The organism is Chitinophaga sp. CCNWYY40, assembly GCF_037483205.1.
Classification (GTDB): domain Bacteria; phylum Bacteroidota; class Bacteroidia; order Chitinophagales; family Chitinophagaceae; genus Chitinophaga; species Chitinophaga ginsengisegetis.
The window spans coordinates 902,564-916,485 of record NZ_JBBHLF010000004.1 but is presented as its reverse complement, the minus strand read 5'-3'; the positions used below and the strand labels follow the sequence as shown (position 1 = coordinate 916,485).

Sequence of the window (13,922 nt, the reverse complement as noted above, 5' to 3'; positions counted from 1 at the left end):
ACCAGGTATGAGAGATATCAACCGGACGGGCATCCTCATCGTGGTAATTATGGGCACCACTATGGCCGGGATAGACTCCAGCATCGTTAATATATCCCTTCCCGTTATGAGCAAGCAGTTTAACTGTACGCTCGACGAAATTGAATGGGTAATTACGGTATACATGCTCAGTTTTTCCGTATTGATGCCACTTACCAACTGGCTGAAAAACAGGATTGGCTTTTTCAATCTTTATATCGGCGCCATCTCCCTTTTTACTTTGGGATCTTTGATGTGCGCTTTGTCTACCAGCCTGGATAGCCTGCTTACCGCGAGGGTGATCCAGGCACTGGGAGGCGGGGCGATGGCGCCTACCTCTATGGCCATTATCTCTTACGTGTTCCCGGCCAGGGTACGTGGTACCGTGCTGGGATGGTGGGGCCTCGGCAACCTGGTGGGGCCTGCTATGGGACCCACACTGGGAGGAATCCTTACTGAAAAGTTTGGCTGGCCTTCTATCTTCTATATCAACATTCCTATTGGCATCATTACAGTGATCCTCGCTTTCCGCTACCTGGATGTACTGCGTAAGCAGCCCAAGCTGAAACTGCCTTTTGATCTTACCGGTTTTGTGGCGCTTACCATATTCCTGGTTTGCCTGCAATACGGGGTGGCACGGGCGGAAGTAGTAGGGATCACTTCTCCCGAAATACTGGCTACACTGGGTGTGGCGCTGATCGCATTTGCTGTTTTTATCTGGATAGACAAACATAAAAAAGAGCCTATCATTAACCTGGACCTGTTTGCCAATTATTCTTTTGTGAGTTGTATCCTCGTCACTATTTCGAGGTCGGCGGCGCTGTTTGGCGGACTATTCCTCATGCCGTTCCTGTTGCAGGAGCAAATGGGCTTTTCAGAAGGAATGTCGGGGTTGCTGATCCTTCCCAATTCCGTGTTCATGGCGGCAATGATGCCTTTTGCAGGGCGCTGGTCCGATAAACACGGCTCCAGGGAAATATCCATGCTGGGCATTGCGTTGCTGGCAGTATCTATGTACCTGTTTGCCCTGCTGGATAAAAGCAGTAGTCTTTCCAGCGTGATCATAACCATGACGGTGAGAGGGCTGGGCATGGGTCTTTTACTGGCACCGCTGAATGCCGCCACACTGAGCGCAGTACGCCCCAGCGAAGTAACGATGGCGTCTTCCATCAGTACCCTGATGCAACAGGTGGGCGGAGCTATTGGTATTGCGGTGCTGGCCATTGTTACCCAGGCTGCGTATAATAAACATGTGCTGCTGGGGCTGGAAGGCCATTATGCACACCACCTCGCCCTGAAGCAGGGTTTTCATATTTCCCTGTTTATCCTGCTCATCACCCTGATCCCCGCCTGGTTTCTTCCCCGGCGGAATGTGGCTTTGAAGGATACAGATGCCCACATAGATACCTGACTTTTTTAGTGCATGATTATTGGTGAAGATAGGTTAACTTTTGTGGCACTTATGACAACAAATGGTAAGAAGCATATATTGATGATCGACGACGACGAAGATGACTTTTTCCTTGTAAACTCTTTATTACAGGACATTTCGCCCGATCAATACGTTTTACAGTGGGTTTCTTCCTACAAAGAAGGGTTGTTGGCCATTGAAGCCCGCGCGCACGATCTTTACCTGGTCGATTATCGTCTTGGCGCTTATACAGGTATTGATGTGTTGCATCATTTCCGCAACCTGGGATATAAAGCCCCGGTTATTTTATTTACCGGGAAGGGCGACTATCACATAGATAAGGAAGCGATGCTGGCCGGTGCGTCCGATTATCTCGTGAAAAGCGAGATCAATGCCGCCTTGCTGGAGAGGGCCATCCGTTATACCCTCGATAAATTCAGTCACCTCCTGGCCGTTGAAAAAAGCGAGAAACGCTATTTCAGCATCTTCGAAAAATCCAATGATCTTATCCTCCTGGCAGATTGTGAACACAAAATTGTGGCCGCCAACCCGGCTGCACTCAATGTATTGAAATATGAGGAAACGGAACTGTACAGCAGCCATTTACAGCGCCTGTTTGCAGAGGACGCAGTGATCAGTTCTTTCCTCGAACAGCTTTGCAGCGATGAAGGGGTAGTGCAGAAGGAGTATGTATTCCGCAGCAAATCGGGGCAGCAGCTCGATGTAATGATCAATGCCTCGCTGCTGGATGAAAAAAAGCAGCTATACCTGTGTATCATCCAGGATATTACGGCCCGCAAACGGAAGGAAAGGGAAAAACAGCAACAGGAAAAATTTGCCATCACCGGGCGCATTGCCCGCCTGATAGCGCATGAGGTCCGTAATCCGCTGACAAATATCCTGCTGGCGGTGTCCCAGCTTAAAACGGAGCCCGTGGCCGAAACAGAAGATGCCACCCTATACCTGGATATCATGGAGCGCAACTGTCATCGTATCAATCAGCTGGTAACTGAACTGCTCCAGTCCACCCGGATGTCTGAGCTGAATATGCTGCCACTGGGGCTGAATGTGCTGGTGGAAAAAGCGCTGCAGCTTGCGGCCGACAGGATGCAGCTGAGCACCATCACCGTGATAGAAGAAATGTGCGAACCGGATTGTATGATCCTGGCAGATGAAGATAAGATCCTCATTGCCTTCCTGAATATTATTATCAATGGTATTGAAGCTATGAAAGCCGGTGAGGGAAAGCTTACTGTCAGAACATGGCAGGAAGCAGAAAAAGTATTTGTTCGTATAACCGATAACGGTAGTGGTATTTCTGCGCAGAACCTGGCGAAACTGTTTGAACCCTTTTTTACCAATAAAACAAAAGGAACCGGGCTTGGGTTAACGGCTACCCAGAATATTATCCTTCAGCATAAGGGCACCATTGCGGTAGATAGTACATTGGGAGAAGGAACTACTTTCCTGATAGGTTTCCCTATAGCAGGATCGAACGGCGTTGAGTAAATGCCTGTTGCCGGTAAATACCGTAAAGTATTTACCGGCGGCTGATATTATTTATCCTCTTCTTCTGCTTTAATACCTGTTTGTGTAAACACGATCTTCCGTTGTTTGTACAGGTTGCCAATGGTCATTTTGAATGTTTTCTTACTCATTCCAAAAAATTCCTGTATCTCTTCCGGCGTTGATTTATCATGATATGGCAGGTAGCCATTGTTTTCCTGCAGCAGCCGCAGAATTTTTTCTGACTCGTCTTCTACTTTATTAAATCCGGGTTTACCCAGGATCACATCTATTTTATCGCCTTTGATCTGGCGGATGAAGCCTGGTATTTTATCCCCGATTTCAACGGTGCGGAATATTTCGTTGTGATGCAGGATACCGGTATGCAGGTTGTTGATGATTACCACGTAACCGATATCGGTACGGCGGTAGATCACCAGGTTTACCTGGTCCTTTTCCTGAACGGTGAGGTTTTCGTTGCTGAGGTAACGGTCGATTTTTTCTGTAGCAGCAAGGCGGCCGGTGAGTTCATCGATGTATATTTTCACGAGGTATTCCTGTCCGGGCACCATGCGGGTAAGCTGTTGCGACGAGGCCACAAACAAGTCTTTCATCAGTCCCCAGTCCAGGAAAGCGCCCTGTTTGGTAACACTCACGGCTTTCAGCATCACAATATCCCCTGCAATCCCGTACGGGCGCTGGGTAGTGGCAATCAGGCGGTTTTCAGAATCGTGGTAAAGAAATACTTCCAGTTCATCACCTATACGGGTACCGTCGGGTACAAACCTTGTTGGCAGCAGGATTTCCTGATCCACGCCTTCGAGGTACACACCAAAATCAGCTTCTTTTTTCACCCTTAACAGGTTGTATTCACCCACCTTTATCATAAAAAACGATTAATTGTCAGGCTGCAAGTTACTTATAGATTGCCGGATTGCGAGAATCATATTCTGCTTACTTTTGTAAACATCAGATATCAGGCAGTACTTGTAATTCCCGGATATCCGGTCTAAAACCAACCAAACCATCTTATGACGATTTTATCATTCACCCTGATCCTCCTCGGCGGGGCCTTTTTGGCTGGCCTGCTGGGATCGTTGACCGGTTTAGGCGGCGGCGTTGTGATCATTCCCCTGCTAACCCTGGTATTTCACGTCGATATCCGGTATGCCATAGGCGCCGCTTTGGTAGCCTCCATCGCCACTTCTTCCGGCTCGGCCTCAGCGTATGTTAAGGAGGGCATCACCAATATCCGGCTGGGCATGTTCCTGGAAATTGCCACCACCACCGGGGCCGTAGTGGGCGCGCTGATAGCCGTGTATATGCCCACCAATGTAGTAGCCATTATTTTCGGACTGGTCCTCATTTTTTCGTCCGTGATGTCTTTCCGGAAAAAAATGGAGTTCCCCGCAGATCAGGGCGACAGTAAAGCGGCGGAGCAGCTACGGCTCAACGGGAGCTATCCATCTGCCGGCGGTGTGGTCAACTATAAGGTGCATCACGTACCCGGTGGCTATTTTATGATGACCTTCGCGGGCGTTATGTCAGGCTTGCTCGGCATCGGTTCCGGCGCACTGAAAGTGATGGCAATGGATAATATCATGCGTATTCCTTTCAAAGTGTCTACTACCACCAGCAACTTTATGATCGGCGTTACTGCCGCGGCCAGCGCCGTGGTATACCTGCAACGGGGATATATTTCCCCGGGATTATGCATGCCGGTAGTATTGGGCGTGCTGGCAGGCGCTTTTGCCGGCTCCCGTTTGCTGACACGCGCCAATGTGAAATGGCTGCGTATAGTCTTTAGCGTAGTAATAGGCTTCCTGGCTTTACAGATGATCTATAACGGCATAACCGGAAAATTATAAACCATGAAACAGGCACTCTCAAAGTATTTCCGGGATAAAGATATCCAGCAGCTTATAGGCAAACAACTACGTATAGGCGTTATTGTTTCCAGTATCATCGTATTTGTTGGCGGTGTGATTTACCTCGTTCGTCATGGTCATGAACAGCCTTCCTATGGCGACTTCACCGGTGTCAGGGAAGGACTGACCAACCTGCCGGGGATCTGGCAGGGCGTGATGGAAAACAAGGGCATGAATATTATCCAGCTGGGGATTGTGTTATTAATTGCCACCCCCATTATTCGTATAGCCTTTTCAGTGATCGCTTTTTTAATAGAGAAAGATTACCTCTATGTGGGTATTACACTACTGGTACTGGGTATTATTTTGTTCAGTATGCTGGGTGGAGTGGTAGGGTAGCGGATTTTAGCGGAGGTTGTCTTTCTCAGGATTACACTGATTTTGCTGATTTACTTTTTGTGATTTTGGATGGATTTTTGGAAGATAGATGTTGACCAGATTTTAATTTAGTATCCAGTATTTTCTCTTTATTTTTAGCTTTTTATAGGTTTTTTGGAAGATTCAGTGAAATTAAGAAGCTTTTACCATCGCTATTCCTTAAATAATTAAAAAAGGTGAGCGGCATTCAATAACATTGATTAATGCCGCTCACGTATTTTTTCTGGTACGTCGGTACTCCGTTTCGCTTATATGGCAGTGCCTGCATAAACACCCTGCACCTTTTCGCCTGTAAATCCCTGTGGTAAAGGGTTCCATGATCAAGTCCACGTCCCCTCCACGTCCCCTCCGGGGAATCTCCATGTATTAAGCATGTGCTAAGTATCTGCTAAGTATAAATAAAGCATTTCCCAGGCAATATCAGAGCGTCACCGCTATTACCGTGTCCATGCTGTCCGGAGCCGTTGCAGGCACATTGATCACCAGCTCTTCCCCGTTGCGGGTAGTGGTGAGTTGTTTTCCGTTTGCCAGTAGGCGGGCGCTGTTCACTGTCCCTTTCACACCGGGAACATGCAGTTTACCATCGGCAGGCCAGTTGAAAACGTGGAGGTACAGCGTGGTGTTAGCTCCTTTTATTTTTTGGGTGCAGCGTCCCCACTCCAGGGCTGGCAGCGGACTTCCCTGCGTGCCATATATGGAGGCGCCGTTTACTTTCATCCATTGGCCGATTCCTTTCAGGGCGGTAAGGCTGCCTTCCGGGAACTGCCCCAGCGCATCAGGGCCTACGTTCAGGAGGTAGTTGCCGTTTTTAGAGGCGATGTCTGCCAGGTTGCGTATAAGCGTTTCCGTGCTTTTCCATTTATGGTCGTAGTCTTTATAGCCCCAGGTGCCGTTCATGGTCATGCAGGTTTCCCAGTCCCGGCCATCCAGCTCCGACTGATTCGGGATCTTTTGTTCCGGCGTTTTATAATCGCCGGGGAAGTTGGGTCTTTTTAATCGGTCGTTGGTAATGATATTGGGTTGCAGCTTCAGCACATCCTGTAATTTTTGTGCGTATTCATCCGTCATATTGGTAGGGGTATCCCACCACAGCACAGCTACTTCGCCGTAGTTGGTGAGGAGTTCCTTTACCTGTGGCACGGCTACTTTATCGATGTAGTCCGACATGGTAGCGGAGGTTTGCAGCGGGTCCCAGTGGCCGGTATTAGCCTGGGTGTAGGCATCTAATTTAGCGGAATCGGGGTTGGGCCAGCCTTCGGTGGCCACTTTGCGGGCGGCGGCGCCGCCGGGATTGTTCCAGTCCTGCGCCTGTGAATAGTAGAAGCCCAGTTTGATGCCGTATTTCTTACAGGCTGCTGCCAGCGGGATCAGTACATCTTTACCGTAGGGCGTGGCATCCACAATATTCCATTTGCTGGCGGCAGATTTGAACATAGCGAAACCATCGTGGTGCTTGGCGGTGATCACGATGTACTTCATACCTGCATCCCGGGCGGTTTTTACCCAGGCGTCGGCGTCGTATTTAACGGGATTGAATTGTTTGGCGAATTGTTGATATTCCAGTAAGGGTATTTTGCCGCGGTTCATGATCCATTCGCCGCCGCGGCCTACCTGGTGTCCTTTGTAGTTGCCCGCCAGGAGGGCATAGTCGCCCCAGTGGATAAACATTCCAAAGCGGGCATCCCGCCACCATTGCATGCGCTGGTCGCGGGTGAGGGTGTTCTGTGCGTGAAGAGCTGCTGCAGATAACAGCACCATCAGGAATAACGTGAGTTTTTTCATAAACATATGTGGAAGTTATTACGGTTATGCAAACGATTGCAAAACAGGTATAAAAATAAGCGCTTAACGCGCTGATCTTGTTGAATTCACATAAATGTCTGTAAAAAAACTGGTCTGGAATGGGCTGATTTTACCGGAAGCTGGTATTTTTTTAGTTGGATATTTTATTCCCGGGGGAGGAATAAAATATCCAACTAAGGAATATTATTGCGCCATTTCCATTTCGCGGAGTTCCAGCACCTGGGTGGTCCAGGTACGCAGCTCATCGCAGAGGGCAGGATTGTTCAGGAGCGACTGTCCGTAGGAAGGGATCATTTTTTTCAGTTTGATCTGCCATGCCTCTGTTTGCACGTCTTCATTAAAGCAGCGTTTCAGCAGGTTCAGCATGATGGATACTGCGGTAGAAGCGCCCGGAGAAGCACCCAGCAGGGCCGCAATGGAGCCATCGGCAGCACTTACTACTTCGGTACCAAATTCCAGGATGCCGCCATGTTCAGGATCTTTTTTAATCACCTGTACACGTTGTCCGGCAATTTCCAGTTCCCAGTCTTCCATTTTGGCTTCGGGGAAATATTCCCTCAGCGCTTCCAGCCTGTCTTCCGGCTTTTGCCTTACCTGTGCAATCAGGTATTTGGTCAGCGGAATATTATCCAAACCGGCAGACACCATTGGAACGATGTTGTTGGCTTTGATGGATAAAGGCAGGTCCATGAAGGAACCATTTTTCAGGAACTTGGTGGAGAACCCGGCATAAGGGCCAAACAGCAAAGCTCTTTGTCCGTCGATCATGCGGGTATCGAGATGCGGCACCGACATAGGAGGCGCGCCCACAGAGGCTTTGCCATATACTTTTGCACGGTGCTGTTCAATTATTTCAGGATTATTGCAACGCAGCCATTGTCCGCTTACCGGGAAACCGCCGAAACCCTTTCCTTCCGGAATGTCCGACTTTTCCAGTAACGGCAGGGAACCGCCGCCGGCGCCAATGAATACGAATTTTGTGTTGATGGATTGTTTTTCGCGGGTACCACGGTTTTTCACCTTGATGGTCCAGCTGCCGTCGTCTTCTTTTTTAAAGTCACGCACATCATGGTTGAAGTGCATGCTCACACCATCCATTTTTTCGAGGTGGTTAAACAAGGCACGGGTTAAAGCGCCAAAGTTCACGTCTGTACCCATTTCCATGTGGGTAGCCGCTACTTTCTGGGAGGCATCGCGGCCTTTCATAACCAGGGGCATCCAGTTTTTCAGCTTTTCCGGATCTTCTGAATACTCCATCGTTTTAAACAGATGGCACTGCTGAAGCGCATTGTAGCGCTTTCTGAGGTAGTCCACATTCTCTTCTCCCCAAACAAAACTCATGTGGGGAACAGCCTGTATAAAGTTGTGAGGATTGGAAATGATGTTATTTTCTACCAGGTAGGACCAAAACTGACGGGACACTTCAAATTGCTCTGCAATGTTCACCGCTTTTTTTATGTCTACTGATCCATCCTGTTTCTGTGGCGTGTAGTTCAACTCGCAAAATGCGGAGTGTCCTGTGCCGGCATTGTTCCATGCATCGGAACTTTCTGCAGCTGCCACGTCCAGTCGTTCAAAAATTGCAATGGTTAACTCAGGTTCCAGCTCTTTCAGGAGCATTCCAAGTGTTGCGCTCATGATCCCGGCGCCGATTAAAACCACATCCGGACCTGTTCCAGCTGTACTCTTGCTTCTAAACATAACCCCATTTTTATTCGAGGTGCAAAGTTACAATCAAAACACTTATGCAGGGAGAATAAATTGCTCGTTTACTACACTTTAACAATATTATTACAATTCTTTCTGAACGGATTGAAAGTTTTGAATTTGTCACGGCGTATATATAATTTTATATTTTGGTTAAGCATTTGGCAATGAAATAATTGACTGCCCGGAAAGTTTATTTTTATTTTATGATGAACAGACGCCTGTTTTTAAAAGGAGTATCCGCAGCAGTAGTAATTTCTGCCTGTGGTAAAATCGTAAACGCCGTAACGCCACGGCATTTCGACAGTAAAACCATTTTCCGCTTTGCGGTTGGGTCCGACTGGCACTATGGAGAACCTAAAACCAATTACGACCAATACTTCCTGGACCTGCAAACGGCCTTTAACCAATACCAGCACCAGTATCCCTGCGAATTTTTTACGCTCAACGGAGATATCATCCACAATGATCCCGCCCTGTTGCTGCCCGCCGCCGCCAAACTGAAACAATTGCATCCCAAACTGCTGGTTACCCACGGAAATCACGACATGGTGCCCGCTGCCGCCTGGGAACAGGCATGGGGAATGCCGCTCAATCACGACATTGTAATGGGCAACCACGTAATCCTCCTCGGCAACACCGCCGATGAAAAAGGAAAATATATCTGCCCTGATGTCGACTGGTTCGCACAAAAACTGGAACAATACAAAACGGCGCAAAACATATTCATCTTCATACATATTACCCCGGTAAAATGGACGGATAACGGGCTGGATTGCCAGGAATTCCAAACACTGATCCGGAAATATCCTAATATCAGGGCCATCTTTAACGGACATGACCATGACCAGGACAGCGTTAAAATGCTCGACAACTGCCCCATCCCCTTCCTGTTCGACGGGCACGTAGGCGGCAGCTGGGGAGTTGGCTATCACGGCTTCCGGGTAGTGGAGTTAAAAGAAGATGGCAGCCTGCTCTCTTTTATTATGAACCCACTGAAAAGACAGAACGAACGGGTTTTTCCGAAAGTTTAGCTATTTTGCTGGTCCAATCGGGATGCAAAAAGAAAATCTATGCTGGAGGAACTTGAAAAAGACTACGGATTTACCTATCCAACGCTCTATAAACAATTATATAAGGATGGTATGCTGAACTGGGGGGAGTTTGGGGAAGACTGGCTGGATAAAGTATACCCTGCTATCAAAACCGCACCGCCTTTACTGTTATATGCCAACGATCTTGAAATAATGGACCTGACCACGGTGGACGAAGAAATGGATGAAGGACTGCTCTTCGCAGATCCCGTACACCAGTTTGTTCCCTTTGCCATGAGCGGCGCCGGCGACTGGTTCGCTTTTTACTACAACCTGCAAAATGGCGACGATGTGCCCATTGTACAGGTGTTTCATGATTCCAATGAAGCCTGTATCCTGGCTAAAAACCTGCAGGACTTTATCTTCTTACAAATGCTGGAAGCAGTAACAGACCTGGATCCCAGGAACCCTTCGCTGATTGCGCATGGTAATATGAAAGAAAACTGCAGCAACTTCCTGCGCACACATGCGCCTTACCTGACACCACACCAGGCGGGGATCATAGAAGCGGTATATAATTTTGGGAGACTGACCAACGTGGCCCTGCACGAAATTGTAGAGAAAGAAATGAACTTTGAATGGCTGGATAGCAGCTTCCCTTACCAGACAAGAGGATAATAAACCGGCTAAAAATGTAAGCTCACATTTTTAGCCGGCGCCATTTATTTTAGTCTTTATAAAAATCTATCAGCGAGCCGAAGTACTGCTCATTCCAGCCGGCAATAATATCTTCATAAGCTTCATCCGGAATATTAACATGCTTCAGCTCCACATCTGTACCCTTTGGAGATGGATGCAGTTTGATGGTGACGATCGATGGATTTTCTTCTTCTTCCTCTTCATCATCCATAAAATACCATTGCTGTACAATCTTTTTGTCCTGCTCAAATTCCAGGTTTTTACCTACAATACTTCCTTCCCATAACGCGAATTCAGAACCCGGCTCTGTCGACATTTCAGCTACTTCGCCTGTCCACAGCTGAATGGTGGCGGGATTGGTGAGTGCCGCATATACTTCTTCAGGCGGGGCAGCGAGTATAAAATGTTTTTTGTAATCTTTCATGGTTTCAAAGCTACTGAATTGATGAATTATTATTTACTTTTCTGTAAAAATTGAGCATATGCAACTAACCAAACTGATCCCGAATATCTTTTATTCGGATATGAATGTGGGTTTGCAGCTATTTGTGGATACGCTGGGCTTTTCGGAGGCTTACCGTGATGACAGCGGGGAACAGCCGTTTTGCATCATCAAGCGGGATAACCTGGTGATCCACCTCATTGAAAGTCATGAATGGGCTATCAAAGACAGACCCGAAATAAGGCTGGAAACCGATGATATAGAAGCGGCATATGCGTTGGTGAAAGGAAGTCACCCTGAATTACTGCATCCCAATTTACCGGAAATAAGGCTTCAGCCCTGGGGTGCGCTGGAATTTGCCCTGAGAGATGCAGAAGACGTGTGCGTGATCCTTCAGCAGCCTTCGTGATTGTTCATTTCCGGGCATTTATCGTCCATTTCCGGACAAAAAACGAACGGCGCTTCCCCTGTAATCCTTTGTGGATAAGGCCATGCAACTATGGCGGTTTTCTTGTGTCTTTAGGGGCGTCTATCAAATCCGCCTTGCCATGATCAGAAATTATTTGAAAATAGCTTTCAGGAACCTGTTGAAGAACAAGGGTACCTCCTTTATCAACATCTTCGGCTTATCTGCCGGCATGGCGGTGACCATGCTCATAGGGCTATGGATCTGGAATGAATTGTCGTACGATAAGTACCATGCCAACTACGACCGTATTGCAAACGTATGGCAACGGATGTCGAAGGGCGACGAGGCGGGCGCTTTTAATTCCCTGCCCATTCCCCTGGCAGCGGCTTTGCGTAGCACCTATCCCGACGACTTTAAACAGGTAGTCATGATTGCAGATGGCACACATACCCTTGCCGCAGGAGAGAAAAAATTTACCCGCAACGGTGCTTTTGCAGAACCCGGAACTCCTGAAATGCTTTCTTTGAAGATGCTGAAAGGCACCCGCAACGGCCTGAAAGAACAGGCGTCGATACTACTGTCTGCCCGCCTGGCCACCGCTTTGTTTGGCGACAAAGATCCAATGGACCAGCTGGTGAAGATGGATAACAACCGTAACCTCGTACTGAAAGTAACCGGTGTATATGAAGACCTGCCCGAAAATACTTCCTTTAGCAACACCGATTATATTGCGCCGTGGTCGTTGTTTATAAGCAACTGGACCTGGATAGGCGATATGAAAGACAACTGGAACTTCAACATCACGAAATTATTTGTACAGCTGGCAGACAATGCGGATATGGATAAAGTATCTGTAAAAATAAACCAGGTATTAGCACCGCACGTAACCCTCGACCCCGGCGTGAAAGGAGAAATATTCCTGCACCCGATGCGGAAGTGGCATTTGTATTCCTCTTTTGAAAATGGCGTGAACACCGGCGGACAAATACGTTATGTGAAACTGTTTGGAATGATAGGACTGTTTGTATTAATGCTGGCCTGTATCAACTTTATGAACCTGAGCACCGCCCGGTCGGAAAAGCGCGCAAAAGAAGTAGGCATCCGTAAGGCCATTGGTTCCATGCGCCGGCAGCTGATCTGGCAGTTCCTGAGCGAATCTGTGCTGGTGGCATTCTTTTCTTTTGTGTTATCCATATTGATTGTATTAATAGTGCTGCCCTGGTTTAACCAGGTAGCCAATAAACATATTGGCATCTTATGGGGCAGCCCGGTGTTCTGGCTGATTGGCCTCGGGTTTAGTTTGTTCACCGGCTTACTGGCAGGCAGCTACCCGGCGCTTTATCTATCTTCCTTTCAGCCGCTGAAAGTATTGAAAGGCACTTTCCGCGCCGGCCGTTTCGCCGCCGTGCCGCGCAAAGCGCTGATCGTAGTACAGTTCACCGTATCCATTATTTTAATCATCGGCACCATTGTTATTTACCGGCAGATCCAGTTTGCGAAAAACCGCCCGGTAGGATATACCCGCAGCGGCCTGCTTTCCATACAAATGACCACCCCGGAAATATACCGCAACTATAAAGTGATCAAGAATGAATTGTTAGGCTCTGGCCTGGTTACCGCCGTATCGGAGTCGCAGGGGCCGCTCACAGACATATGGGCCAGCGCGGGCAATTATAAATGGAGAGGGCAGCGATCTGACCAGGAAACAGGTTTTGTTGTGATTGGCGGCAGAATGGATTATGGAAAAGCGGTAGACTGGCAGTTTATTGCAGGCCGTGATTTCTCAGAGCAGTTTGCTTCTGATTCAATGGGACTTATTTTGAATGAAGCGGCTGCGAAGTACATGGGATTTGATAACCCGGTGGGTGAAATTATCCGCAAGGATAGCCTGGATTATCACGTGCTTGGCGTGGTGCATAATATGATCATGGCCTCGCCTTATGAGGAAGTAAGACCGGCTATTTATTACCTGTTGAGTGAACCCGGCAATTTTGTAAACATCCGGATCAACCCGGACGTGACCACTGGTAAAGCGATGGCTGCTATCCAGAGCGTGATGCAGAAATATAATCCGGCTGCACCTTTTGAATATAAATTTGCCGACGAAGAATATGCAAAGAAATTCAGTGAAGAAGAACGCATCGGGCAGCTCTCTACCTTCTTTGCGGTGCTGGCTATCATGATCAGCTGTTTAGGTCTATTTGGCCTCGCTTCTTATCTCGCGGAACAACGTACCAAAGAAATAGGCATCCGCAAAGTAATGGGCGCCTCCGTATACCAGTTGTGGAAAATGTTGTCGAAAGATTTCGTGATCCTGGTCACCATTTCCTGCTGTATTGCGATTCCCATAGCATGGTATTGCTTAAACAAATGGTTGTTACAATACGAATACCACACCACCATTGTATGGCAGATATTTGCCTTTACCATGATGGGCGCCCTGCTGATAGCGCTGCTCACCGTAAGCTACCAGGCTGCAAAAGCAGCACTGGCTAACCCGGTGAAGAGCCTGCGGGCAGAATAATTTTTCTTTTCCCTGTGCGGTAAAAAAGGTATTTTTATTGAATATCCTCAACCCGCATTGAAT

The 13,922-nt window shown here is 47.9% G+C and carries 12 protein-coding genes; 8 read left to right on the top strand and 4 right to left on the bottom strand.

Features of this window, described 5'->3' with window-relative positions:
- The first annotated feature begins 7 nt into the window (after positions 1 to 7).
- Both V7S65_RS18460 and V7S65_RS18455 read left to right on the top strand, forming a co-directional pair.
- The gene (locus V7S65_RS18460; protein WP_336387510.1) at positions 8 to 1,429 is read left to right on the top strand and encodes a DHA2 family efflux MFS transporter permease subunit; all 1,422 of its coding nucleotides are present in this window, start codon (positions 8 to 10) and stop codon (positions 1,427 to 1,429) included.
- Between the two features lie 51 nt (positions 1,430 to 1,480).
- Positions 1,481 to 2,938, top strand: a complete 1,458-nt coding sequence (locus tag V7S65_RS18455; protein ID WP_336387509.1) for a hybrid sensor histidine kinase/response regulator — start codon at positions 1,481 to 1,483, stop codon at positions 2,936 to 2,938.
- A 47-nt stretch (positions 2,939 to 2,985) separates the two neighbouring features.
- Here V7S65_RS18455 and V7S65_RS18450 read toward each other — a convergent pair whose 3' ends face one another.
- Complete coding sequence (locus tag V7S65_RS18450; RefSeq protein ID WP_336387508.1) at positions 2,986 to 3,822, bottom strand: CvfB family protein; 837 nt, start codon at positions 3,820 to 3,822, stop codon at positions 2,986 to 2,988.
- Between the two features lie 144 nt (positions 3,823 to 3,966).
- On the opposite strand from V7S65_RS18450, the gene V7S65_RS18445 reads away from it, so the two are divergent.
- A complete protein-coding gene (locus tag V7S65_RS18445; RefSeq protein WP_079469535.1) occupies positions 3,967 to 4,803 on the top strand; it encodes a sulfite exporter TauE/SafE family protein in 837 nt (278 codons plus the stop codon).
- Between the two features lie 3 nt (positions 4,804 to 4,806).
- The gene (locus V7S65_RS18440) at positions 4,807 to 5,202 is read left to right on the top strand and encodes a DUF1634 domain-containing protein (protein WP_111576861.1); all 396 of its coding nucleotides are present in this window, start codon (positions 4,807 to 4,809) and stop codon (positions 5,200 to 5,202) included.
- A gap of 459 nt (positions 5,203 to 5,661) precedes the next feature.
- Here the strand turns inward: V7S65_RS18440 and V7S65_RS18435 are convergent, their stop codons facing one another.
- Complete coding sequence (locus tag V7S65_RS18435) at positions 5,662 to 7,023, bottom strand: alpha-L-fucosidase (protein WP_336387507.1); 1,362 nt, start codon at positions 7,021 to 7,023, stop codon at positions 5,662 to 5,664.
- Between the two features lie 204 nt (positions 7,024 to 7,227).
- Positions 7,228 to 8,745: a malate:quinone oxidoreductase gene (locus V7S65_RS18430; RefSeq protein WP_111576860.1), complete on the bottom strand. Its 1,518-nt coding sequence runs from the start codon at positions 8,743 to 8,745 to the stop codon at positions 7,228 to 7,230.
- A gap of 212 nt (positions 8,746 to 8,957) precedes the next feature.
- Between V7S65_RS18430 and V7S65_RS18425 the strand changes: the two genes are divergently transcribed.
- Together V7S65_RS18425 and V7S65_RS18420 are read left to right on the top strand one after the other, a co-directional pair.
- Positions 8,958 to 9,785 (top strand): metallophosphoesterase family protein, encoded by an 828-nt coding sequence (locus tag V7S65_RS18425; RefSeq protein ID WP_079469532.1) that lies wholly within the window; start codon positions 8,958 to 8,960, stop codon positions 9,783 to 9,785.
- 39 nt (positions 9,786 to 9,824) lie between these two features.
- Positions 9,825 to 10,463 carry an SMI1/KNR4 family protein gene (locus V7S65_RS18420; RefSeq protein ID WP_079469531.1) on the top strand — a complete coding sequence of 213 codons (639 nt, stop codon included), beginning with the start codon at positions 9,825 to 9,827 and terminating at the stop codon, positions 10,461 to 10,463.
- A 49-nt stretch (positions 10,464 to 10,512) separates the two neighbouring features.
- Here V7S65_RS18420 and V7S65_RS18415 read toward each other — a convergent pair whose 3' ends face one another.
- Entirely contained in the window at positions 10,513 to 10,908 is a 396-nt protein-coding gene (locus V7S65_RS18415; RefSeq protein WP_079469530.1) for an SRPBCC domain-containing protein, read from the bottom strand.
- Positions 10,909 to 10,966: 58 nt separating this feature from the next.
- On the opposite strand from V7S65_RS18415, the gene V7S65_RS18410 reads away from it, so the two are divergent.
- Both V7S65_RS18410 and V7S65_RS18405 read left to right on the top strand, forming a co-directional pair.
- Entirely contained in the window at positions 10,967 to 11,335 is a 369-nt protein-coding gene (locus tag V7S65_RS18410) for a hypothetical protein (RefSeq protein ID WP_336387506.1), read from the top strand.
- Positions 11,336 to 11,474: 139 nt separating this feature from the next.
- Positions 11,475 to 13,859, top strand: a complete 2,385-nt coding sequence (locus tag V7S65_RS18405; RefSeq protein ID WP_336387505.1) for an ABC transporter permease — start codon at positions 11,475 to 11,477, stop codon at positions 13,857 to 13,859.
- The last annotated feature ends 63 nt before the right edge of the window (positions 13,860 to 13,922 follow it).